The 23,257-nt window shown below is 60.8% G+C and carries 21 protein-coding genes and 1 pseudogene; 9 read left to right on the top strand and 13 right to left on the bottom strand.

Translation table 11 applies throughout. The features are described from left to right. Positions 1-34: 34 nt before the first annotated feature. Positions 35-253 (top strand): hypothetical protein, encoded by a 219-nt coding sequence (locus tag AC22G1_RS18700; RefSeq protein ID WP_487314690.1) that lies wholly within the window; start codon positions 35-37, stop codon positions 251-253. Positions 254-304: 51 nt separating this feature from the next. On the opposite strand, the gene AC22G1_RS18695 is transcribed toward AC22G1_RS18700, so the two are convergent. Further along, entirely contained in the window at positions 305-922 is a 618-nt protein-coding gene (locus AC22G1_RS18695; RefSeq protein ID WP_487314689.1) for a LysE family translocator, read from the bottom strand. A gap of 193 nt (positions 923-1,115) precedes the next feature. On the opposite strand from AC22G1_RS18695, the gene AC22G1_RS18690 reads away from it, so the two are divergent. Beyond that, the gene (locus tag AC22G1_RS18690) at positions 1,116-1,454 is read left to right on the top strand and encodes a hypothetical protein (RefSeq protein ID WP_487314688.1); all 339 of its coding nucleotides are present in this window, start codon (positions 1,116-1,118) and stop codon (positions 1,452-1,454) included. Positions 1,455-1,465: 11 nt separating this feature from the next. On the opposite strand, the gene AC22G1_RS18685 is transcribed toward AC22G1_RS18690, so the two are convergent. Next, on the bottom strand, positions 1,466-2,335 hold the full coding sequence (locus AC22G1_RS18685) for a DMT family transporter (protein ID WP_487314687.1): 870 nt from the start codon (positions 2,333-2,335) through the stop codon (positions 1,466-1,468). A gap of 76 nt (positions 2,336-2,411) precedes the next feature. Between AC22G1_RS18685 and AC22G1_RS18680 the strand changes: the two genes are divergently transcribed. Next, positions 2,412-3,317 (top strand): LysR family transcriptional regulator, encoded by a 906-nt coding sequence (locus tag AC22G1_RS18680; RefSeq protein WP_487314686.1) that lies wholly within the window; start codon positions 2,412-2,414, stop codon positions 3,315-3,317. On the opposite strand, the gene AC22G1_RS18675 is transcribed toward AC22G1_RS18680, so the two are convergent. The 9 genes and pseudogenes from AC22G1_RS18675 to AC22G1_RS18635 form a co-directional block, all read right to left on the bottom strand. Continuing rightward, entirely contained in the window at positions 3,307-4,290 is a 984-nt protein-coding gene (locus tag AC22G1_RS18675; RefSeq protein ID WP_487314685.1) for a family 8 glycosyl hydrolase, read from the bottom strand. The genes AC22G1_RS18680 and AC22G1_RS18675 overlap by 11 nt on opposite strands. Continuing rightward, positions 4,283-4,750 carry a cellulose biosynthesis protein BcsD gene (gene bcsD, locus AC22G1_RS18670; protein ID WP_487314684.1) on the bottom strand — a complete coding sequence of 156 codons (468 nt, stop codon included), beginning with the start codon at positions 4,748-4,750 and terminating at the stop codon, positions 4,283-4,285. Before bcsD ends, AC22G1_RS18675 begins: the two co-directional genes overlap by 8 nt. After that, on the bottom strand, positions 4,743-8,948 hold the full coding sequence (locus AC22G1_RS18665) for a cellulose biosynthesis protein BcsC (protein ID WP_487314683.1): 4,206 nt from the start codon (positions 8,946-8,948) through the stop codon (positions 4,743-4,745). The genes bcsD and AC22G1_RS18665 overlap by 8 nt, the downstream gene beginning before the upstream one ends. Next, positions 8,941-11,016: a cellulose biosynthesis cyclic di-GMP-binding regulatory protein BcsB gene (locus AC22G1_RS18660; protein WP_487316751.1), complete on the bottom strand. Its 2,076-nt coding sequence runs from the start codon at positions 11,014-11,016 to the stop codon at positions 8,941-8,943. Before AC22G1_RS18660 ends, AC22G1_RS18665 begins: the two co-directional genes overlap by 8 nt. A 150-nt stretch (positions 11,017-11,166) precedes the next feature. Further along, positions 11,167-13,266, bottom strand: a pseudogene (gene bcsA / locus AC22G1_RS18655) (UDP-forming cellulose synthase catalytic subunit); the annotation flags it as partial. 9 nt (positions 13,267-13,275) lie between these two features. Then, positions 13,276-14,061, bottom strand: a complete 786-nt coding sequence (gene bcsQ, locus AC22G1_RS18650; RefSeq protein WP_487314682.1) for a cellulose biosynthesis protein BcsQ — start codon at positions 14,059-14,061, stop codon at positions 13,276-13,278. Continuing rightward, positions 14,058-14,339, bottom strand: coding sequence for a cellulose biosynthesis protein BcsO (gene bcsO, locus AC22G1_RS18645; protein WP_487314681.1), 282 nt, complete (start codon positions 14,337-14,339; stop codon positions 14,058-14,060). Before bcsO ends, bcsQ begins: the two co-directional genes overlap by 4 nt. A gap of 259 nt (positions 14,340-14,598) precedes the next feature. Then, entirely contained in the window at positions 14,599-15,471 is an 873-nt protein-coding gene (locus AC22G1_RS18640; protein WP_487314680.1) for a DMT family transporter, read from the bottom strand. 65 nt (positions 15,472-15,536) lie between these two features. Continuing rightward, positions 15,537-16,604 carry a formimidoylglutamase gene (locus AC22G1_RS18635; protein WP_487314679.1) on the bottom strand — a complete coding sequence of 356 codons (1,068 nt, stop codon included), beginning with the start codon at positions 16,602-16,604 and terminating at the stop codon, positions 15,537-15,539. Between the two features lie 121 nt (positions 16,605-16,725). Between AC22G1_RS18635 and zapB the strand changes: the two genes are divergently transcribed. The 6 genes from zapB to AC22G1_RS18605 all read left to right on the top strand — a co-directional run bounded on the left by zapB (position 16,726) and on the right by AC22G1_RS18605 (position 22,381). Then, entirely contained in the window at positions 16,726-16,956 is a 231-nt protein-coding gene (gene zapB / locus AC22G1_RS18630) for a cell division protein ZapB (RefSeq protein ID WP_050659660.1), read from the top strand. Between the two features lie 47 nt (positions 16,957-17,003). Further along, entirely contained in the window at positions 17,004-17,822 is an 819-nt protein-coding gene (locus AC22G1_RS18625) for a sugar phosphate isomerase/epimerase family protein (protein ID WP_487314678.1), read from the top strand. 175 nt (positions 17,823-17,997) lie between these two features. Then, complete coding sequence (gene aroQ / locus AC22G1_RS18620; RefSeq protein WP_487314677.1) at positions 17,998-18,450, top strand: type II 3-dehydroquinate dehydratase; 453 nt, start codon at positions 17,998-18,000, stop codon at positions 18,448-18,450. A 24-nt stretch (positions 18,451-18,474) separates the two neighbouring features. Beyond that, the gene (gene accB, locus AC22G1_RS18615) at positions 18,475-18,933 is read left to right on the top strand and encodes an acetyl-CoA carboxylase biotin carboxyl carrier protein (RefSeq protein WP_487314676.1); all 459 of its coding nucleotides are present in this window, start codon (positions 18,475-18,477) and stop codon (positions 18,931-18,933) included. 10 nt (positions 18,934-18,943) lie between these two features. Beyond that, positions 18,944-20,299 (top strand): acetyl-CoA carboxylase biotin carboxylase subunit, encoded by a 1,356-nt coding sequence (gene accC / locus AC22G1_RS18610; protein ID WP_487314675.1) that lies wholly within the window; start codon positions 18,944-18,946, stop codon positions 20,297-20,299. Positions 20,300-20,383: 84 nt separating this feature from the next. After that, a complete protein-coding gene (locus AC22G1_RS18605; RefSeq protein ID WP_487314674.1) occupies positions 20,384-22,381 on the top strand; it encodes an OPT family oligopeptide transporter in 1,998 nt (665 codons plus the stop codon). A 27-nt stretch (positions 22,382-22,408) separates the two neighbouring features. Here AC22G1_RS18605 and AC22G1_RS18600 read toward each other — a convergent pair whose 3' ends face one another. Further along, on the bottom strand, positions 22,409-22,879 hold the full coding sequence (locus AC22G1_RS18600) for a hypothetical protein (protein ID WP_487314673.1): 471 nt from the start codon (positions 22,877-22,879) through the stop codon (positions 22,409-22,411). Continuing rightward, positions 22,843-23,238, bottom strand: a complete 396-nt coding sequence (locus AC22G1_RS18595; protein WP_487314672.1) for a hypothetical protein — start codon at positions 23,236-23,238, stop codon at positions 22,843-22,845. Before AC22G1_RS18595 ends, AC22G1_RS18600 begins: the two co-directional genes overlap by 37 nt. Positions 23,239-23,257: the final 19 nt, after the last annotated feature.

Below are 23,257 nucleotides of genomic sequence, written 5' to 3'. Positions count from 1 at the left end.
TTGGGCGAGACCCTGCCTAGGTGAGGTAACAGCGGTGCTTGAAGACCAGTTTGAGCCTCTGCCCGACGTGCGCGACGGCCTGACCCGGCTGGAGCGCATTGTGCTTTATGTACTGCACCAAACCCAAAAGGAGCGGGGTGGGCGCAATGTGCCTACCGCCATGCTTTATGGCCGGGTGGTGGAATACATCAATATCAGCGAGGCAGAGCTGGTGGCCTGCCTGCAGCGGCTGGGGGCGGCGGACCACTTCTAGCTTTTTGCGTGAGCGCGCGTGATTTAAAAAAGGCCGCATCAGCGGCCTTTTTTATCCCAGTGCCAACCACAGCCCCACTCCTATCATCAGGGTGCCGGCGATACGGTTGAGCAGCATCAGGTTGTTGCCCCGGCCCAATACCCGGCCTAGGCTTTTGCCGCCGGCGGCGTAGAGCATCAGGCAGCTGAACTCGGTGCAGAGGATAATGCCCACCAGCATTGTGAGCTGGCCGCCGAGGGCGCGGGAGGCATCGATAAAGGGCGGCAGCAGGGAGATCATAAAGGCCCAGCCCTTGGGGTTGGCGATGGCGGTAACAAAGCCCTGGCTGGCCAGTTGGCGGCGGGAAGCGGCCGGTTTATTGCCATCGAGGGTCATGGCGAGCTTGCCTTTGGCCCGCCACATTTGCACCCCAAGGTAGAGGAGGTAGGCGCCGCCGGCGTACTTCACCACCTTGAACAACAGCGGATAATGCAGCATCACCGCCGCCACGCCTACGGCGGCAGCAATGGCCACTAGCGCCACGCCTATTAATTCCCCCGCCATCATCCACAAGGTGCGGCGCACGCCGATGGTCATCCCCAGGGTCATGGATAAGGTCATGCACATGCCAGGGGTAATGGACACGAAAAAGAAGGTGGTCAGGAAGACCGCCAGCAGGTTTTCTTGCAAAGCCGCCTCCGGCGCCGGGTGACAAGGCCCTCGACGATAAAGAACCCTCAACGGCGCCGCAAGAGGGCTGGGCGCCGCCAAACCCGCTTTTTTGGCGTTAGGTCTTGATAGAGATAACAATTTTTGAGGTTGCGGCTCGCAATCCCCGGCCGCAGCCATTACAAAAACAAGACCGCTTTAAGGAATGGCGACAATGACTCTCAGCCGCACTTTTTACCTGCTGTGCTGCCTTGACGGGCTTTTTATTCTGGGCCGCTACCTGGTGGGCGGCGTACCGGCCCCGGCTCTGTTCACCTCGGCATTGGTGCTGCTGGCGCTGGTGCTGTTTCGCTTGGGTAAGCACATTACCCGGTTGATGGTGGCCATCATGGCGGTGGTGAGCTTGTCGCAGCTTTCGCAGTTGGGGGCGGCGCTCACCGGTTACGCCCAGGACCCGCACTTTATCTTTGCCAACCTAGGGGTGATGGTGGTGGCCATTATCTGCGCCAGGGTGACGCTTAGAAAGGCGCCAACGGCGCTGCCCAAAGAATGAAAAAGGCCGCATCACGCGGCCTTTTTGCTACCCAACTGGTTGATGGCAACGGCGCCGAGGATAACCACCAGCGCCACCCAGGTGGTCCCTGCCAACTGCTCGTGATTAAGGGTGGCGGCAAGCACAACCCCCACCAGCGGCACCAAGTAGTTGGAGAGCGATGCAAACACCGGCCCGGCCTTTTGAATAAGGATCATATACAGCAGGTAGACGATACCGGCGCACATCACCCCCAGGTAAGCCACCGAGCCCAGGGCCTCGGGGGTGGCCTGGAAGCTGCCAAGGGGCGCGCTCAACAGGGCCATTACCAGCAGCTGATTGCTGGCGGCGATCAGCACGTTGCGGGCCACAATCAGCGGCGGCTCGTTATCCAGCCGTTTTAACAGCAGCAGCGCCACCGCAAAGCAGGCCGAGGCGCCGATGATGGCCAGCGCTCCCCACAGGCCGGCGTTCACGCCCTGGCCTAGCTGCGGTGAGAACAACACCAGCAACCCGGCAAAGCCCACCAGCACCGACAGGAGCCCAGCCAGGGTAATGCGGGCACCCTTGACCAGCAGCGGGCTGAGCAGCACCGCAAAAAACGGAATGGTGCCCATCAGAATGGCGGCCACGGCGGTGTCCAGGTATTGCTGGCCCCAAGCCACGGCCACAAAGGGCAGGGTCGCTTCCAGCAGGCCGATAAGGTGGTATTTCCCCCACTGGCGCTGGCGGCTTTTAAGATGCAAAAAACGGCAGACCAAAATCAGGGTCAAAGCCCCCACCACGGCGCGCCCGGCGCCAACCCATACCGGAGGCAGGGCCGCTACCGCTTTTTGCTGGAATAAAAATTGGGAGCCCCAGATAAGGCCGACTCCCCACAGGAAAAGATAATTTTTCAACACGGATACGCTTCCTGAAAACGCCTGGCAGTGTAGTGAGCTGGCCATCATGGTTAAAATGAATTGTCTTCATTAACCCATGGCGAATATCGATATGCAGCGGCTGGACCTTAACTTGTTGAAGATCTTCGACGCCCTGATGAACACCCGCTCCGTGTCTCAGGCCGCCAGGCAGTTGCACCTGTCCCAGTCCACTGTCTCCCACGCGTTGGCCCGTTGCCGCGAGCAACTGGGCGACCCGCTGCTGGTGCCGGGTAAAAGTGGCATGCAGCCCACCCCCAGGGCTCTGGCCCTGGCGCCGGCCTTTGCCCAAGCCCTGGCCACCATCGACGATGCCCTCAGCCAGCCGCCCCGCTTTGACAGCGCCAGCAGCCAGCGCCGCTTTACCCTGGCGGTGGGCAGTTACTTTGACATGGTGCTGCTGCCGCGCCTGATGCAGCGGGTGATGAGCGCCGCCCCAGGCATTAGCCTTAGGCTGACGGTGTTGGGGCCTTCCGACCACGAACGGGAGCTTGAGCAAGGAGAGCTGGACTTGGTGGTGGGCTTTACCGAGCCGGCGCACCTGTCGCCAAGGCTGCAACAGCAGCGGCTGGTAACCGAGTCGGTGAGCCTGCTGGCCGGGCGGCCACTGGCTTTGCCGTTAACGCCGGCGCTGCTGGGGGAGCTGGAATACATCTACCCCTCAGACTGGGGCCACAGCCAGCTGCTGCTGGACAACTGGCTACAAGGCTTTGGGGTTAAGCGGCGGGTGCGGCTGCAAGTGCCTGATTTTCAGGCCATTCCCGGCATGTTGGCCAGCACGCCGTTGTGCGTGGTGCTACCCACGGCGGTGGCCAACCTTTATGCCCGGCAATTTGGGCTCTTTGCTGCCGAACTGCCGGAAAAAGCCCTGCACTTTACCCTGGTGCAAGCCTGGCACCCGCGCTTTGCCAAAGAGCCGGGGCTGTGCTGGCTGCGCGAGCAAATTCTGGCGGTCAGAGATTAACGGCGGCCTTACTGAGCAGCAGCAGCGAGGCGCTGTAGTAGTCCTGCTTGGGGTCTAGCGGCGGCAAGGCGGGCGCGGGCTCCAGGCTAATGGCAATCACCGCCTTTAAACCTACCGAAGCGCCATAAGGCGATTGCTGGCCGGTTTGAACATCAAACCAGGCCGGGGCCTTGCTGCCTGCCAACTGCCAGAAGTGGCGAATGGCCGCCAGGCTGGCGCTTTGTGCAAGCCCTGCCCAGCGAAAATAAAGGCCGATACGTACCGCATCAAAACCAAACCGGGGCGGCCAGTCGGGAGAGGGAGCCAACTGGCCGCTTTGGGTCAGGCGCAGCCAATCGCTGGGCAGTTTGGCGTCGCCAAATTGTGCTGCTGCCACCAGCGCTTCGCCGCTTGCCAGCAGTTGTTGCCAGCGCGGGTCTTTATCCGCCTCGGCAAAGGCGTTGAAGGCTGGCATCACCCAGTAGGAGAGGTTGATGTCGATGTAGCCGTCGCCGGTAAAGCCTTTAAGGCCTGGCAGCAGCACTCGGTGGCCGGCGTAACTCAGGGTGAGGTGGTCCAGCACCGCCATGCGGATCCGCCGCGAGGCGTTGAGGTAGTTGCTGTTTTGCCAGGCATTGCCGGCGCGAAACAGCGCCCAGGCGATGAGCAAGTCGCCGTCGGAGGCGTCATTGGTGTCGGCCACCATGGGCTTGCCGTTGGGGTCGTAGCGCCAGGCAAAGAGCGGTAGATCGTGGCGGCCAAGGTTTTTACGGGTCCAGCGCCACAGCTGCTCGAAGGTGGCTTTATCGCCGTATTGCTGGGCCAGCAACATGCCATAACCTTGCCCTTCCGAGTGGCTGATGTCGCCGTTGCCGGTGTCTATCACCCGGCCTTCACGGCTGATGTAACTGTCTTTGTAGCGAGACCAATCGTCGGCCAGGGCCGAGCTGCTGAGCACGGCGGCCATCAGCCACAGGCCGAGGCGTTTAATCATGGGCAGGTTCTTTACCGTAATGGAGCACCAGGCCGTCTTGGGTATCGGCCAGGCGCACTGTTACGTCCGGCTCGCCGCCCTGGGCCAGCAGCCAGCTGCCGTATACCCCTTCAAGCACCATGGCCAGGCTCTTTTGGGCAGCCTCAACCATGCGCCCCTGCTGATGAGGCACGGGGCAGTGGTAATGGTGAATGGCCAGGTAATCGTCGTGGGAGCGCAGGGTTGCCCGGCCCCAGTCCAGCTCGCTCCAGCGCTTGTTGATGGCGCCTTCCAGGGCGTCGAGGGTGTCGTGGGCACCGAGGGGGAGCGACAACGCCATGTTGGCTCCCACCTGGCGCAAAAAGCTGCGGGCTTCTTGCTCCGGTACCGAGTTCAACAGGCCATCGAACAGTGCGCTGAGCAGATGCCGCCACTGCGGGTGGCAATGGCGGCTACTGAAGTAGGTGTCGTGCTCAGTCATTACTGCCTCCCAACAGGTAGTGAAGATACAGCTGGCCACTGGTTTCGCTGTATTCCCCAAAGTTATCAAAGCCCAGTTTGCCACCCAGGGTGAAATTGGGCGACAACTCATATTTGCCTTCGGCGCCGATGCTCAGGCCAAAACCGCTTTGGCTGTTGGCTTGGTATTGGGAGGCGTCAATCAGCCCCAGGTTGGCAAATACGTCCAGCAGTTGCTGGATCTCGGGGTCGTCCGGGAAGAAGTCCACGGCCTTTTCGGTAAAGCTTTGGAAGCCCGGCGCCAGTTTCACACTGTAGCTAAAGCGGTTGCGCTGCTCGCTGAAGGTGATGGGGAACGACACCGCCACATAGTCTTGCGGGCTGAAGTAGCCGCCATGGCCCAGGCCAAAGTTGCTCATGTTCTTGTCAAAAGACTGGAAGCTGACATGAATGCCGGTTTGCAGTTGCCGGGTTTTGGTGTCAATGGGGCGCAGGTAGCCACCAAGAGACAGATCAAAAGCGGTGTTGTTGTAGACGTTATGGCCAAGGTAGCGGTAGCCGCCAAGGTTGGCATAAAGCCCGAGGTTGCCGTCGTCATAGCCCAGGCCCAGGCCCAGGCCGTTTTTGGTAACGGCGCCCCAGCTGGTGCCGGTGCTGGGGTCGTAGGTTCCGGCGTAAGACAGCACGCTGTCGGTAACGGCCCGGCGCTCCAGGTTCAAATCCAGACGCAGGTTGTCATCCAGCTGCGGTTGCCACTGCACGCCGCCAACCAGGTTGACCTCTTCAAAACCCAATGGCGTGGTGCCGATATCGAAATTGAAATCACCCACCCCATAGGCCAGCGACAAAGCCACCCCGGCGTCGTGCTGCGCTGGCAGATCTTCGGCGCTGCGCATCAGGCTGTTGAGCTGCGCCCTGAGGGAGCCAAGCAGGGATTCAAAGGCATCGCGGCTGTCTAAAAACGCCGCCAGGCTGGTGGAAGACAAACCCCCTGTGCTGTCAAAACCCAACTGGCCAAAGTAGCTGTTGAGGGTTTCCCAGTCTTCGCTGGTGAGGTTGTCGGTATTGAGGCCGATGGCTTTGAGCAGGTCTTGTTGCACGGCCCGGTCGAAGTTGCGCTTGGCCTGGGTGGCGGTCAGTTCGGCTTGGTTGGCGGTGGCCAAAAACTGGGCCTGCTGGATGGCGGTCAGGGTGTTGTCGGCCAGCGCCGCCTGGTAAATCGCCTGGGCGCTCTCGGCGCTTAACCTGGCTTGCTCGTAGCTGTAAGCGGTGTCTTCAATGCCGTCCAGTACATCCGGCATGTCACTCAGATCCTGGCTCAGGCTGCTGGCGGCGCTCCCCAGGGCACCACTGCCAAAGCGGCTGTAATCACCGGAGAGGGTGCCGCCGTTGAGGTAAGTGGGGGTGATCTGGGCTTTCAGCCGGCCACTGCCCAGTTGGGTTTCGATGGTAACCGGGGTTTTAACTTCATCAAGCTGGCCCAAGCCGGCCTGGCCGTTGCGGGAGCGAAACTCCACGTTGGCGTCGAGGCGGGTGGCGCTGTCCTTGTGGATCTCGCGGGTCAGGCTGTCAATCTGGGCCACCAGTGACGGCGGGCCAGCGGGGGTGTCTTGGTCTTTCCAGGGCGATTGCTCGGTGGAAAGGTCCTCTCCGCCCGGCAGCCAGCTGGGCCGGCGCCAGGGGTTGTCGCCAGCCTTGCCCTTGGCCGGTGCCTTGTTGGCGGCAAAGGGGTTGTCAAAGCCCGGCTGGCTGTCGCTGGCCACCAGCCAAGGCTGGTCTTGCTGGCCTTCAAAGAGCTTGCTGCGGGATTTGGCCAGCAGGCGCAGGGCCTGGTCGTTGTCACCCCGGGCGCGGGCTACCTTGGCGGCCAGTAGCAACATGGCGGGTTCTTCGGCCTGATCCCTTGATAGCTGTGCCAGCAGCTGGTCGGCAACGTCCAGATCCTTGGTGGTAATGGCTACTTCCACGGCGCCGCTCAGGGCGTCGAGGCTGCCGGGGTTGTGCTTGAGGGTGTACTGGTAAATCTGCAGGGCTTTGCTGTTTTTATTGCCGGTTTGATAAAGGCGGGCCATGGCCAGCAGCAGCGGTTCGTCGTTGGGTGCCACCCGCAGGCGGGCGGCCAGGACGTCGTAGGCCTCGGCCAACTGGTCGGCCAGGCGCAGTTTATCGGCCTTGGCCACTGCCATGGCATTGCGCGTTTGTTCAATGGCGGCCCAGTCGCCAGGGCCCAGATCCCGGCGTTGGGAGAGCCTGGCGACCAGGGCATCGGCTTCCTGATCGGCGCCGGCTTTGATCATCACCAGCACCTGGGTCTGGTATTGAGCCACCGGTGAGGTGAGGGCTTTTTGGTCATTCTGGCGAATGAGCATGAGCGCCATGGCTGGCTCGCCGCTTTCATAAAGCATGGACGCCACTTCGCCCACCCCGGCAGCGCTTTGGGGGGGCTTGTTGTACATGTCCATGATCAACTGGCGGGCGCCTTCGCGGTCACCTACCTGCTGGCGGCGTTTTATCTCGTCAAGGCGAGCCTGCAGGGCCGCGCTTTCCAAAAGATCCTTTATCTCGGCTGAGCGTTTGCTGGCGCTAACAGGCTCAAGCAGGCGGGCCACATCGCCCCAGCGCTGCTGATCCTTGGCCAGCAGCGCCGCCACGTAGCGGTCATCCGCCAGGCCATAGTCTTGCACGCCGCGATTGACCAGCACCTGGGCTGCCAGTGGGCGGCCGGTTTTATTCAGTAACCGGGCTAAATCCAGGCGCACCCAAGGGTTTTGCGGGGCCAATACGCTGGCCTGACGCAGGGTGGCTTCGGCCATCACCGGCGACTCGCTGGCGGCCCGGTCACGCAGCACCATGGCTTGGCCAGAGGCCAGATCGCCGAGCTCGCCCTTGGCCGATGCCGGCAGCGCCTGGGCCACCTCGCTTGCCTCACTCCAGCGCTGCTGTTGGCGCAGCACGTTGACCAGCCCCAGGCGGGCGGCGTTGTCGGTGCCTCGCTTGGCCAGCAGCGCCCGGTAACTGGCCTCGGCGCTGTCGAGCTCCCCTTTCTTTTGCAGCACATCGGCTTTTAGCAATTGGGCGTCATGGCCCTGGCTGCCGCTGGCGCCGGTCAGGGGAGCAAGAAGATTCAGGGCGGTATCGTATTGGCGGTGCTCGCTGGCGCTACGGGCCTGGCCGAGCCGAGCGTAAAAATCGGCGCTCTCATAGGCCTTTTGCCATTGGCTCTTTTGAGCTGGCGCCAAGCGAATGGCCTGGGCCAGGTTATCCCGGGCGCTGGCAAAGCGCTGGCGGCGAAGCTCAACAAGGCCCAGCCCAGCCAGGGCCTGAGGATCTTTGCTTTTAGTGGCCAGGGCTTGGCGGAAGGCCTTTTCGGCTTCGCCGAGCCTGCCGGCATCCAGGGCCTTGTAACCGAGGCTGCGGGCTTGATCGGCAGCCTGGGTGGGAGAGAGGGTGGTTTTGTTGTGGTAGTAATCGGCAACTTGCTTATCGCCGGGGTGAGCCTGTTCAAAGGCCTGATAGAGAGGCTGGTCGGCCTTGTCGGCATCGAGCCACAGCAGCCCCTGGCGCCAGGCTTTGCTGGCGTCCTTGCTGACGGCGTCGTACTTGGCCAGCAGGTTGATGCCCTGGCGGCGGGTGCTGTCGCGGTAGGTCAGCACCTGGCCGTAGGCTATGGCCACGGCGCTGTTGCCCGGTTGGGCCTGATGAAGCTTGGCGAGCCCCTGGCGGGCAGCGTCCCAGCCGTTCTGGGTGCCGGCGAGGGTCTGGTAGTACTCCAGCGCCAGGCTGGCTGGCGGCGTGTTACCGCTGAACAGGCTTTTATAGCGGGCTATGGCTTCTTCAGCCTGGCCGCTGGCGGCCAGCACCCGGGCTTCGCCAAGGGCGCCGGAGTCGACATCGGTAGAGGCCTGAGCGATGCGCAGCTCTTCGAGGTGCGAATCGTTCGGCGCAACGGCTTTCAAGCGCTCGATGTACGCCGAAGCGTGGCTCTTATCCCCTTCTTGAATGGCGATCAGTGCCAGCCGGTACAGGGCCTCGGTGTTGTTGGGGTCCGCCGCCAAGATGCGGTTAAGGGCGTCTTTGGCCAAGTCCTGGCGCTGTTTGCTTTGCCAAAAATCAGCCTGCTGGAACAGGGCGTCAAAGTCGCTTTGAACCCCGGCACTGGCGGCCAGAGCCGGTACCGAAAGGGAGGAAAGGGCTAGGGTAAGCAGCAGCGATTTATTCATGATGATGCTCTTTGGCTTTAGCCAGGCGCTGTTTGGCGCGCTGTTTGAGAAGGGGATAAATCAAGGTGGCGCCCAGCAAGATGCCCAGCAGCAAGGTGGCCAGCAGTTGCAGCACGTGTTGGCCGAAGTACCAGCGCACGGTCATGTCCCACGACATTTCGCCGCTGCCGGTGCGCGGCCCGACCCGGTAAGAGCGGATCTGCTGGTCTTGCAACAGCACCAGGTCGCCATGGACTTCGCTGCTGGCCTGGGGATCTTGCAGGCGCGTGGTCAGGGTGGGCAGCTGTTGCTCGTTGCTGGCCGTGGCCACCACCACCACCCGCGCCGGATCGGCAGGGGAGATATAACTGGCCAGGCCAAAGAAGCTGTCTTGGGCCTCCAACTGGCGCCGGGCCGGTTTGTCCTGGCGGCCCCAGTCACCCTTAAGCAGGCGGGTCCATTGCTCGGTGAGGCTGGTGGGTTTGAGGCCAAGCTTGTTCTGCTCGAAGCGGAACGGGCTGGTGTAAAGCACCGGGCTGCTGGCCAGGTCGGCAACGGCGCCAACCACCAACAGGTCGCGGCCGGTTTGGGCGCGGATCTCGCCAAAGCCCTTTTTCACTTCGACGCCGTAGGCCGGGTAACCGGTGGCCTGGCCCATCCTGGCCATTAAATCGAACAGGCTTTGCAGCTCCAGGTTGCTGGGGCGGGCCGGTACCAGGGCGGTGGTCTGCGACAGGTCCGCCATGCGGGTGAAGGGAAAGCCGGCGCTGATGAAATAAGAGAGGTTGGGCAGCATGGTGAAATGCTCGGAACCGCTCAAATCCAGGTCGGAAGCGGGCAGAATGCGGCTGATGATCTTGGTGCCCAGCACCTGCTGGCAGTCGCTGTCGGGGTGCAGGCGAAGGTCAAAGTAAAACTGCAGCTTGTTCTCGCCATACAAGAGGTAAGGCGGCAGCTCGACCTTGGCTTTTTGCTGGCGCACATCGCTGCCGAGCATCCGCATGATGGAGGCGCCGATACCGCTGCTGTTTACCGGCAAGGAGCCCAGATACTGGCCGTTTAAGGTCACGTTGAGTTTGGAACGGCGCTCGTCCAGCCAGTCACCTTCAGGGAACAGGTACTGCACTTCCATGGACATGGGCCGCCCGCGCCAGCGGAACAAATCCGGCGGCGCCCTAAAGTTCACCTCGTTGGCGCCGTGGTTGAGGCCCCGGGCGGCCAGGTCGTCCGGCTTAGCCAACTGGCCGAAGGTAACCGCATGGCGGGTGTCTACCCAGTTGGGGGCGTCGTAGGGTTTGCGCTCAGGCAGTTTGATGGCCTTGGCCAACATTTGGTCCCCTTCAAGGGGGGCGCCACTGAGCAAGTAGGTGACGGCGGTTTTCAGCTCGCTGTCGGTGCGGCCCATCACCACCAGCACTTTGTAGAGCGGGTTCAAGGGGTTATCGATAAGCCTAAGCTCAGGCCCAGATGGCGGCGCCAGGGTGGCACCGGCCAGGCTGTTACCCACCACCAAGGCGATGGCGTTGTCGTCGGGCAGGCTGTTGCGGTTCACCGGCAGGTGAACCACCCGAAACCGCGCTTCCTTGCCAAAGTAAGAGGCCAGGATGGCGCCGCTTTCCAGCACCCCTTCGCTGGGCTGCTCCGGCAACACCAGGGGAATGCGAATTTGGCCCATGGCGCCGTTATCAAAAAAAGGTGCCGGGAAGATGGCCAGATCACGGGGCCTTGGTAGGCGGGTAAGATCCAGGTGCAGCGACGACAGCTCGCTTATCAGCACCTCGTTGTGATTGGGGGCGTCTTCATCCAGGCACTGGGGGCCAGCCTGGCCAGCAATGCGAAAGTTAAGGTCGTTTTCGCTGAGGATAAGCGCCGGATTGATGGCGATTTTGCTATCCAGGCCGTCGGCGCTGAACGGGTCCAGCGCGATGCTTTGCAGCAACTGGCCGTTGAGTAGCACATCCAGGTGGCTGTTTTCGGGGAACTTGGCGTCGGGGTAGCTGAGGGTGAGGTCCAGCTCGGCGGCGTTAGCCATCTCGTCTTTACGGATGGAAAAGTGCACGCCGCTGTTGTTGCCGTTACCGCTGACCACCAGCGGGCCAAAGAGGCCAGCCTGGCGAAAGCCAAGCTGCTCTTGGTAGCTGTTCTCTGCGGCCCAGGCCCGGTTGGCCACGATGGTGATGCCAAAGGCCACCAGGGTGACCAGCGCGATACGAAACTTCCAGCTGCCAAAGAGGCTGGTGCGCCAGCGCGCCCAGCCGCTGTTTTTGCTCTCCCGGGTAAAGAGCCCCATCACCGCTTTTATTACTGCCCACAGGGAGGTAAATGCGTTGTCTTTGGGGTGGGGATGGTCCGGTACCCAGGCATCGGCCCGGCCCATTACCACGTTCACCAACTGGCGGCGCTGGCGCACCGGCAGGGCTCGGAACTGGAACCGCAGGGCGTCGTCACCAAGGTTGATGGTGTTTACCGGGAACAGCAGGGTCTGGTTGTCAAAGCGGATCTCCACATCCTCCACCATGGCGTCTTCCAGCGCGCTGCCCATGGGGTTATCGAGCATCATGCCGCCCATGGAAAAGTTGCGGGTGGTGGTTTGCAGGGTATGGCCGTTGGCCAGGTGCAAAATGGCTGGCAGCTTGATATCGACCCGCACCGTATTGCGAACCTGGCGGGTTTCACGGGCAACGGCAACGGCGGCAAGCAGGATAAGGGCGCTGAAACAGGCCCAGAACAGGTTCAGCACCAGCACCGTAGGCTGAATGTCGAACACATCGCTCCAAATCAGCCGCACCACACCCCAGGTAACCCCGGCGATAAGCAGGGCCAGGGTGAACACATGGGGGCGCACGGCGTCGTAATCGAAGTAGCCGTCGCGCAGCAGGCCGCCTTTTTCGGTGACGTTGAACTTACCCTTTTTGGGGTTCCACAGTGTGGCCAGCACCGGCCGCACCAGAGAAAACGCCAGCACTGTCTCGTAAATTTCGCCCCAGAAGGTGTAGCGGCTACGGCCATGGAGCAGGGAGTTGGTGTAAAGGGAATGAATAAGGTGCGGCAAGGCGTAGGCCAAAATCAGCTGCGGGGAGGAGGCGATGATATTGAGCCCAAACAGCAAGTAGGCCAGCGGTGCGGTGAGGAACACCACCCGAGGCAGCGGGAACTGAAAGTGCAGCGCTGCGTTCAGGTAGCAAAGCCGCTGATGCCAACGCAGGCCCTTGCCAAACAATGGGTTATCAATACGCAGCAACTGGCACATGCCCCGTGCCCAGCGCGCCCGCTGGCCAATGTGCAGGGCCAGCCGTTCCGTGGCCAGGCCCGCCGCCAGGGGGATGCCCAAAAAGGCGGTGTCCCAGCCCATACGCTGCAAACGCAGTGCGGTGTGGGCATCTTCGGTAACGGTTTCAACGGCAAAGCCGTTGGTCTGGTTAAGAGCCTCGCGGCGGATCACCGCGCAGGAGCCGCAGAAGAAGGCGGCGTTCCAGTAGTCGTTCCCCATCTGCACCGGTCCGTAGAACATTTCCTCTTCGCTGGGCAAATCCAGGGAAGTGCGCAGGTTCCGGTCAAAGGGGTCAGGCGAGTAAAAATAATGGGGAGTTTGCAACAGCGCCAGGTTGGGCTCGGCCATAAAGGCGCCCACCGTTGCCTGCAAGAAGATGCGGGTGGTGACGTGGTCGCAGTCGAAGATGCAAATCAGCTCGCCGTTGGTTTGCTTCAGGGCATTGTTGAGGTTGCCGGCCTTGGCGTGGTTGTTGTCGTTGCGGGTGATGTAACCCACCCCGGCCGCAGCGGCAAAAGCGCCAAACTCGGGGCGCCGGCCGTCGTCCAGCAGGTACACTTTGAGCTTGTCTTTGGGGTAGTCGAGGTTCATGGCGGCCAGCACCGTGTCCTGCACGATGTCCAGGCTCTCGTTGTAGGTGGGGATGTAGACATCCACCGTTGGCCAGGTGCTGCTGTCTTTGGGGAGCGGCACGATGCGCCGGTTCAGGGGCCAGATGGTCTGGATAAAACCCAGCACCAGAATAAGCCAGGTGTACACCTCGGCCAGCAGTAGCCCAATCCCAAGAATGGTTTCGATGGGGGTGCTGAACACCAGGGTGTCGGTAGCCCGCCAGTACAGGTAGCGGGTTGAGATCACCATGCTCATCAAGATCAGCACGATACGGGCCCAACGGGACGTAAAGCGGCTTACGATAAGCATCAGTACCACGCCGGCCAGGCCAAACAGAGCCTGGCTTTCGATGTCCAGCGGGGTAGTGACAATCAACAGCACAATGCTCAAAAGAACCAGGGTTGCCAGGATTTGGTACGCCAAATACCCCGGCCGGGTAGGTTGATCCGGTTTCATGTTATTCCATCAATTCTGTGAAAACGTCATCGCGCTGTGCCCGTAGGCCTCGGGCAGCATTCGACTTATGCTGCGGGCGATGTTTTCAAGGTCCTGGATAACCGCGGAGGCGGGGGCGTATTCAAATACCGAGCGCTGCGAGGCGTTGGCTTCCGGCACCGCTTCGTCCCGATGCACCCGGCCCAGCATGGCGGCGCCAAGGCGCTGCTCAAAGAACTCGGTAACATCGCGATTAAGGCGAGAGCGGATATACACCTGGTTGACGATGTAAAAAGCGCTTTTTCGGGCATCAATGCCCAGGTAGCTCTCGTGTTCCACCAGCGGCAGGGTGGCAGCGGAGGCGCCATCGGCCAGCATCACCACCAGGCTGATGCCGGCGGTCTTTTTCATCGCTTCCAGCGCGGCGCTGGGGCCAGAGGGCAGGTCCACCAGCACAATGCAGCCCGGCTGGTTCACCAGCGGCCCCAGCCGCTGGCTTAGAAACTCCGGGTCTTGGCGCAGCAAGGCGTCAAAGCTTTCCCGCTGCGTCTGGCTTGCCTCGCCATAGGGCAAGAGGCCGACGCCGCTGGGGGTCTCCATGATCTGGCTGCGCCAGTCACTGCTGTGCTGAAGGCCCGGCACGATGCCGCGCTGCTCGCTTACTGGCAGCCCCAGATGCAAGCGCAGGCTGTTTTGGCAATCGAGGTCGAGGGCCACTACCTGGTGCCCCAGCCGTTGCAGGGCAAAGGCCAGGTTGGCGGTCAGCGTGGTACGGCCTACGCCCCCTTTGGGTGACATCAAGTACACCAGGTTCATTGGCTGACCTTCTTGAGCAGGGAGCGCAGCGCCGTACCTTGCGGCTCGGCAATTGGCTGCGGCTGGCTTTGGACCGGCGCCTGCGGTGGCGGCGTAGTCTTGGCCGTGATGGGCTGGCTGGTAACGGTGCGCTCAACCTGTGGCTGGTAGCGGGCCAACTCGTTAAGCAGTTTCCAGGGTGAATTGAAACGAACGTCCTTGTCCGAAAAAGTCTGGTAATCCAGCTGGGGTTGGTCGGCTTTCTCCTTAAAGCGGCCAATGTCGTCGTAACTATTCACTAACGGGTTCCTCTAGCCTTGTCCCCAAATACGAATCATTGTTGTTATATGGGCCAAAGAGGCGGCAGAACCCCTTCCGGCTTTAGGCTTACTTGTAAGTGTCTGTATTTTGTATGCCTAGTTTAGAGTCACCTTATCATTTATTGATGACACAGTAAGGGCGAATAACGTGCGGCGTGTCAAAAAAATGACGCGTTCCAAAATGTTGAAAAACAAAGCATAAAAAAAGGCCCTGATGGGCCTTTTGGGGGGAAGGGGGTTAGGCGGGGAGGGCTTTGGTACGTAACAGCCCAAGGGAAATGGCCACCCCAGCAAGGATAACCAGGCCGCCCAGCAGCAGGCTTGCAGTCACGCTTTCACCCAGGAACATCGCGCCCCACAGGTTGCCGAACACCGGGATAAGAAAGGTCACCATTACCGCGTTGGCCGGGCCAACCTGGGCGATAAGGCGAAAGAACAGCAGGTACGCAAGGCCGGTACAGGCAATGCCAAGGGCGGCGGCAGCCAGCCAGGCATGCAGGCTGATGCCGTGGCTGGGCCAGTAGAGGATGGCCAGGGGCAACAGCATCAGGGCGGCGGTTATCTGGCTGCCAACAGTGCTGACCAAGGGCGGTACCCCTTCAAGCTGGTGTTTGCTGTAGTTGGCCGAAACGCCGTAGCTCATGCTGGCCAGCAGGCAGGCGCCGATGGCCAGCAAGGCGCCACTGGCCGACAGCTTGGGCCAAACCAATACCAGTACCCCGGCAAAACCCACCAGGATCCCCAGCACCCGCTGGGTGGAGAGTTTGTCGCCGTAAAAGAAGAAGGCCACCAGGGCTGTCCAGAATGGCGCCGTGGAGTTGAGTACGGCGGTAAGGCCGGCGGTCAGCGAGAGGGTGGCAAAGGCAAAAAGGCTGAACGGCAGGGCCGAGTTGGTCAGCCCCACAAAGGCCAGCGGCTTGATATGGCGGCGAATAAGCCCCAGCTGCTTGCGCCAGTACAGCACCGGCAGCAACACCAGGGCGGCGATGCCAACCCGCATTGCAATCAGCGGAACCGGGCCAAACTCCGGCGCGGCAACGCGCATAAACAAAAAGGAGGCGCCCCACAAGGCGGCCAATAACAACAGTTCGGGCAAATAGCGGCGGGGCATGGAACCTCCTAGTAAAACGCTATGATAGCGCCGCAATGTGGGGCTGTCGTGCCGAAAACGGACCTTTAATCAAGCGCTTCCATGGCGCTGATAAAAGCCACCACCAGCGCCGCCAGGGCCTGGCCGCAATCGCTCATACCGGCCTTTTCTCCAGCCGGGTGGCGCGCCGGAGCCGCCTCGCAAAGGTGCAGGTAACGGGGCTTTAACCGGCTGGCAGCCTGGTAGACCAGGTATTCCACGTCGCAAAGGGGCAGGCTGGCATTGGTGTAGGCGCTGGCTGGCAGGTGGTTTATCACGTCAAGATCCACCTCCAGGCCGCAAGGGTGCACCTCAAGGCGCGCCGCCATCTCGGCCAGGGCTTGTTCAAGGCTCAGGCTCCTTTTTACGTAGAGGTCGAGATAACTGGCGTGGTCAAAGCCTGCGTCAACCAAGGCTTGCTGGCTGGCCGCCGAGTTCTTCCAAGGGTGCATGGCCATCACCTGGTATTGCGCCAAGAGTCCTTCTTCGTAGGCGTAGCGAAAACCGTTACCGGAATGGCGCCCCTCGGTGGGCCGAAAATCGGCGTGTGGGTCGATGTTCAGCACCCCAAGGGGGCGACCCAAGGCATGGCTGACGCCTTTTATCAGCGGGTAGGCGTTGTTGTGGCCACCGCCAATAACGATGGGAATAAGCCCTGCTTCAACTACTTGGCTGATAACGGGCGCCAGGCGGCTGTCTACCTCTGCCACCAGCTCCCTTAACTGCGCCAGCTGCTCCGGGTGTTGGCTGCCCAGCGCCTCGCCTTTGGCGGCCAGATCATTCAGCTCAAGTTCGCCGACCAGCACCATACTGGAGCAGTTAAAACCATCCTGGCTTTGCAGGTTTAAAAAGCGGGCCAGGAAGGCGGCCCAGCCTTTGTCGGCGCCGCCTTGGCCGAAATTGGCCCGGGGGCCCAGATCTTCGGGCACCCCCAGCAGGGCATAACGGCCGCCAAGGGCGCGGGCCCCTTGCAACCGCTCGGCCAGGTTAGCGCCTTTGGGAAGCAGGGTCAGCGCCTCGCCCACTTTGGTCTCCAGGGGGCGATGATGGATGAGGGCGGCGATGTCGCTATGGGTGTAGACCTTGAGTGCCATGGGGCTTTTGCGTCGTTTCATGTGGTAGGCGTTACGTTACAATAGTTTGAGATGCCTTTCCTTAGCCCGTTGATAAGCGTAGAAAGGCATCCGGGCGCAGGTGCCGATACCTGTGGTGCGCCATTGATGATTAGGGGAAAACATGTCGCTGGAATTGTTGGAAAAGCTGGAAGCAAAGGTACAGGCCGCCGTAGATACCATTGGCCTGCTGCAAATGGAAATCGAGGAACTTAGGGCCGAAAAGGGCCAGATGACCGGCCAGAATGAGACCCTGGCAGCCGAAAACCAGCGGCTGAAGGGGGAGCTGGAAACCGTACAAACCCGTATCAATGCGGTGCTGGGCAAAATTGCCCAGGTCGACGACCTGCTCTGAGTGAAAAGCCCGGCCTGTGCCGGGCTTGTTGTTTATAGGGAGGAATAATGACCATTGGCGTCTGTACCTGGACCTTGGGTACCCGGGATCTGGATGAGATCATGCAAACCGCGGCCGAGTTGGCCTTTGATGCCGTGCAGTACTGCGAAGATCTCGACCGTTACAGCCCACAACAGGTGGCCAAGGCGGCCGCCCGGCATCAGTTGGCCATCATCGCCGTGGACCCCTTTCACTGTCGCCCGCCCAGCCAAGCGCTGGCGACAGTGCAGGGGGCCCTGGCGTTTTACCAAGGCGCTATCGATTTTGCCGCCGCCTTGGGAGAGGGCATCCCTGTATGCCTGCAAGGGCTCAGCACCTGGCTTGTCAATGAAGAAGACGACCAGCAGCGCTGGGACACTCTGGTCAATGCATGCAAATCGCTGCTGGCTTACGCCGCCGAGCGCTCGGTGCCGCTACTTTACGAGCTTTGTAACCGCTACGAAGTGCCGATGATGCACAACACCGGCGATTACCAGCGGTTGGTCAGGGCCCTTGGCCGGCCAGGGCTTGGCCTGCTGCTGGACAGCTTCCATATGAATATCGAGGAAGAGCACGATCCGGTACAGGTACTGCGCCAGTTTGCGCCAGGCACCGGCATCTATCACATCAGCGATTCCAATCGCGGCGGCATTGGCACAGGTCACCTGGATTTTGTCTCTCAATTTAGGGCGTTGCATCAAGGTGGCTTTCGCGGCGCGGTGGCCGTGGAGGTGGTTTTACCCCACCTTGGGCCCAGCAATCCGCCACGAAATGCCGAAGAACGGCAGCAATTGGCCGGGCAATTGCGCCGTAGTGTGCGGGTTTGGCGCGATCTGGCCAGCCGTTAAGGTGGCCAGATGCCTGAATTCTCGGGGATTGTGCTGAGATAAGACCAGTATTTTGCTGTCTTTTTACGGCAAGCCGATATAATGCCATGGAAGTAGGGCTTTATGCCCTTTGTGGTCGGATCTCTCGACGTTACCGACCATAACCGGACAAATCACCACAAAATTCCGGAAGATTATGGCAAATCCCACAGTACTGCTTATCAACGGCCCTAATCTTAACCTCTTGGGTAAACGCGAACCCGAGGTCTATGGCCACCAAACCCTGGCAGATATCCTTGCCGGCCTAACTCAGCAAGCCACGCAACTAGGCATCACGCTTGAGCATCTGCAAAGCAATGCCGAGCATGTGCTGATCGATGCCATTCACGACGCCATGGGGCGGGTGGATTTCATCGTTATCAATCCCGGCGCCTTTACCCACACCTCGGTGGCGCTGCGCGATGCCTTGCTGGGGGTCGCCATTCCCTTTATCGAAGTGCATTTGTCCAACGTGCATGCCCGCGAACCCTTTCGCCAGCATTCCTACCTGTCTGACAAGGCGGTAGGGGTGATCTGCGGCCTGGGTGCCCAGGGCTACCAATTCGCACTGGAAGCGGCTGTAAAGCGGCTTTCGGTCAATCTCAACTGAGCTAAAAATTAGAGAAGCCTGTTTATGGATATTCGTAAAATCAAGAAGCTGATCGAGCTGGTCGAAGAGTCTGGCATCAACGAGCTGGAAATCACCGAAGGTGAAGAAGCGGTTCGCATCAGCCGTGGCGGCAGCGCCCCCATGATGCCCATGCAATACAGCGTTGCCCCGCAAATGGCGGCCCCTGCTGCTGCGCCTGCCGCCGCCCCTGTGGCTGCCCCGGCTGCGGCTGCCCAGCCTGAGATCAGTGGCCAGGTGCAGAAGTCACCCATGGTCGGCACCTTCTACCGCTCCTCCAGCCCGGGCGCCAAAGCCTTTGCCGAAGTGGGCCAGAAGGTCAGCAAAGGCGACACCCTGTGCATCATCGAAGCCATGAAGATGATGAACCAGATCGAAGCCGAAGTATCCGGCACCATCAAAGCCATCCTGGTGGAGAACGGCGAGCCCGTCGAATTCGACGAGCCCCTGTTTGTCATCGAATAAGGACAGCCCCATGTTGGATAAAGTGGTTATTGCCAACCGTGGTGAGATTGCGCTGCGAATTCTGCGCGCCTGCCGCGAGATGGGCATCAAAACCGTCGCCGTGCATTCAACTGCCGACCGCGACCTCAAGCATGTGCTGCTGGCCGATGAAAGCATCTGTATCGGGCCGGCACCGTCGCCCCAGAGCTACCTGAACATTCCGGCCATCATCGCCGCCGCCGAAGTCACCAACGCCGTGGCCATTCACCCCGGTTACGGCTTCCTGGCCGAGAACGCCGACTTTGCCGAGCAGGTAGAGAACAGCGATTTCATCTTCATCGGCCCCAAAGCCGACACCATCCGCCTGATGGGCGACAAGGTGTCTGCCATTGCCGCCATGAAAAAAGCCGGCGTACCTTGCGTACCGGGCTCCGACGGCACCTTGACCGACGATGAAGCCCGCAACAAAGCCATTGCCAAGCGCATCGGCTACCCGGTGATCGTCAAGGCGTCCGGCGGCGGCGGTGGCCGCGGCATGCGCGTAGTGCGCAGCGAAGCCGAGCTGACCAGCGCCATCGCCACCACCCAGGCCGAGGCCAAAGCGGCCTTTGGCAACCCGGAAGTCTATATGGAGAAGTTCCTCGAGAACCCGCGCCATATCGAGATCCAGGTACTGGCCGACGGCCAAGGCAACGCCATTCACCTGGGCGAGCGCGACTGCTCCATGCAGCGCCGCCACCAGAAAGTGGTGGAAGAGGCCCCGGCACCGGGTATTACCGAGTCCATGCGTAAGGCCATTGGCGAACGCTGCGCCCGCGCCTGTGTGGAGATCGGCTACCGCGGCGCCGGTACCTTCGAGTTCCTGTATGAAAACGGCGAGTTCTACTTCATCGAGATGAACACCCGTATCCAGGTGGAGCACCCGGTTACCGAGATGGTCACCGGTGTGGATCTCATCAAGGAACAGCTGCGTATCGCTGCCGGCCAGCCGCTGTCTATCAGCCAGTCTGATGTGGTTATTCGTGGCCATGCCATCGAGTGCCGTATCAACGCTGAAGACCCGCGCACCTTTATCCCCAGCCCCGGTAAGATCACCCGTTTCCATTCCCCGGGTGGCCTTGGTGTACGCTGGGACAGCCACATCTACGCCGAGTACAAGGTGCCGCCGAACTACGATTCGATGATCGGCAAACTGATCTGCTACGGCGAGAACCGCGATGTGGCCATCGCCCGCATGCAGAACGCCCTGTCTGAGCTGGTGGTTGACGGTATCAAGACCAACATCGACTTGCATAAGCTCATTATGAAAGACGAGAACTTCTACAACGGTGGCACCAACATCCACTACCTGGAGAAGAAGCTCAAAGCGATGGAAGGCCAGGCCTGATATCGACAAAACGCCGGCAGCAAGCCGGCGTTTTCTTTTTGTTAACAACCGAATAAGGTAGGGCATAACAACAAGGAGATTGTTATGTCTGACCAACCCCTGGTATCGCCCGAGCGCAATTTGCAGGAGCTCACCCTCAAGGCCCTGCTGCTGGGGGCCTTTCTCTCTGCCGTACTGGCCGCCGCCAACGCCTACATAGGCCTTTTGGTGGGGCTGACCGTGTCCGCCTCTATTCCTGCTGCGGCCTGTTCCATGGGCATTTTGCGGCTGTTTCGCCGCTCCAGCATCTTGGAAAACAACATGGTGCAAACCGCCGCCTCTGCCGGGGAGTCTCTGGCGGCGGGCATCATCTTTACCCTGCCAGCGTTGGTGATGATGAAGGCCTGGGCCGGCTATGAGTGGGGACCCATGGTGGCCATCGCCATTCTCGGCGGCGTGTTGGGGGTGGCCTTTACCATTCCGCTGCGCCGGGCGCTGATCGTGGAGGCCAAACTCGCCTTCCCCGAAGGGGTGGCCACCGCCCAGGTGCTGAAAACCGGCGGCATTGAAACCGACAAAGACCACCCCGAGTGGAAGCCGAGCGTTGAGGCCAAAGAGGGGTTCAAGCAACTGCTGCAAGCGGCCGGCCTCGGCGGCGGCATCAAGTTGCTGGAAGCGGGCTTTGGGGTGCTGTCTGGCGGCGTGGCGGCCACCAAGGGCTTTTTTGCCGGCAAGTGGCTGTTTACCGGCGACATTACCCTGAGCCCGGCGCTGCTGGGGGTGGGTTACATCGTTGGTCTTAACATCGCCACCTTGGTGTTTATGGGCGGCGTTATTGGCACCTTGATTGGCGTACCCTTGAACTGGGCTTTTAACGGCGACGAAATCGCCCAGCTTGCCGGGGTAACCGGCAACCCGGCGGACTGGACCGCCCAGGATTGGGAAGCCCTGGCCGGCAGCTCCTGGCAGCAGTGCCGACGCATCGGTGTGGGGGCCATGATGGTGGGCGGGCTTTGGTCCCTTATTACCCTTGCCAAGCCTTTGTGGCAGGGAGTTCGGGCGTCCTTGCAGGCGTATAAGGAATCGAAAAATGAGGCCGGCAAGGTGCTGCGCACCGAGTTCGACATTCCCATTCCCTACGTGGGGATGATGGTATTGGTGTCGGTTATTCCGCTCTATTTGCTGTTCCTGAACGCCCTTGGCGACTACAGCGAGCGCTACTGGATAGCCGGGGTGATGACGGCGCTGATGCTGCTGTTTGGCTTTATTTTCTCGTCGGTGGCCGGATATATGGCGGGGCTGGTGGGATCAAGCAACAACCCCATCAGCGGCGTGACCATTGCCACCGTCATTGTCTCTGCATTGATCTTGCTGCAATTGATGGGTAACGAGGGCCTGGCTGGCACCTTGGGGCCCATCGCGGTGATTTATCTTGCCGGCATGATCTGCTCGGCGGCGGCCATTGCCGGCGACAACATGCAAGACCTCAAATGCGGCCATATGGTTGGCGCCACCCCCTGGCGCCAGCAGGTGTTCCAGATAGTGGGGGTGGCCGCCGCCGCTACCGCCATTCCCTGGGTGCTCAACATCCTCGATAAGGGCTACGGCATCGGCCGGGTCAGCCCGGTTAACCCCGATGCCACGCCGCTTTCCGCCCCGCAGGCCGGGCTGATGAAAGATCTCTCCACCGGCATCTTTGGCGCCGGTATCGAGTGGACTTACATCTACATCGGCTTTGTTCTGGCGGTGGTATTGATAGTCCTCGACGAAGTGCAGAAAAGGCGCGGCGCCAGCTTTCGCTTCCCGGTGCTGGCGGTGGCGGTGGGGGTTTACCTGCCGCTGGGGTTGTCGGTGCCCATCTTCCTTGGCGGCCTGCTGGCCCATTGGCAGCAGAAAAAACGCGGCACCCATGAGGCCGAAGGCAAAGGCTTGTTGCTGGCCTCAGGCCTTATCACCGGTGAAGCGTTGATGGGAGTGCTGGTGGCCATTTTGGCGGTGAGCCTGCCAGGCAAGGTGCCCTTTATGGACGGCTTTGCCCTGGCTCCCTGGTTGGGCACGGCAGGTTTGCTGCTGTGCCTGGGTTACCTGGCCAAAAAAGGCTGACAAAAAACCGCCCCTCGGGGCGGTTTTTTACAAGGCTTGGTTCGGTGGTGGCTCGATGCGGTGAAAGATGGTACCGATAAAACCCTGGTTCATGCGTTGCAGCGCGAAGTAGTGGTTTTTATCGAGCTTGAGGATGTAGGGCAGGCGCAGGCTGTTATCGACCCGAAACTGGGCATCGTCCGGCGGATTTTCCAGGCTGAACAGGTTGCGGTTGGTGTCCGGGGTTTTACCGAGATACACCAAGTCCATCTGCTGCTCGCCCAAAAACTCGCCGCTGTCGCTGTACTTAACATCGGCGTTGATGCGTTTGCCTTCGGTGTGCAGGCGATAATCCATCTTGATGAGCTGGTCACCTAAGTCTTGGAAGTAAACCCCCTGCCAGTTGCCCTCGATGGACCACAGCGGCCGCCACTGAGCGCTCAGGCGCCCGGCAACAAAGGCCAGGGCCAGCACGCACAGGCTCAGGATGATGGGATAGGCAAACCTTGGCACTGCCATCCGTCCTCCAAGGGGGTGCAAGCGACCCATTGTTCTTCAAAGTAGGCCACCACGCTGCCGGCCGGTAGCGCCTGGGTGGCGTCCAGTACCGCTTTGGTGGGAGCCTGGGTGTAGATCACCTGCTGCTGGCTGTAGACCTTATGGTCGATGGCAACACTGAAGCGGGAAAAGGCGTAACAGAAGGTGGCGACGGCGCCAGCGGCCAGCAACACGTAAAATAGCAGTTGGCGCCAGGGGAAACGGCGTTTCCTGGGACTGTACAACTGACCGAGGAAGTTAAGCTCCTCATCACTCAGCACATGGTCGATTGAATGCTGCTCGCTAATGGTAACATCCTCCAATGGAGCAGAGACTGACATGCTAATTCCTAACAATGCC

The sequence above is a fragment of the Gallaecimonas zhanjiangensis genome, assembly GCF_057624825.1.
This window is presented reverse-complemented; position numbering and strand designations above follow the sequence as displayed.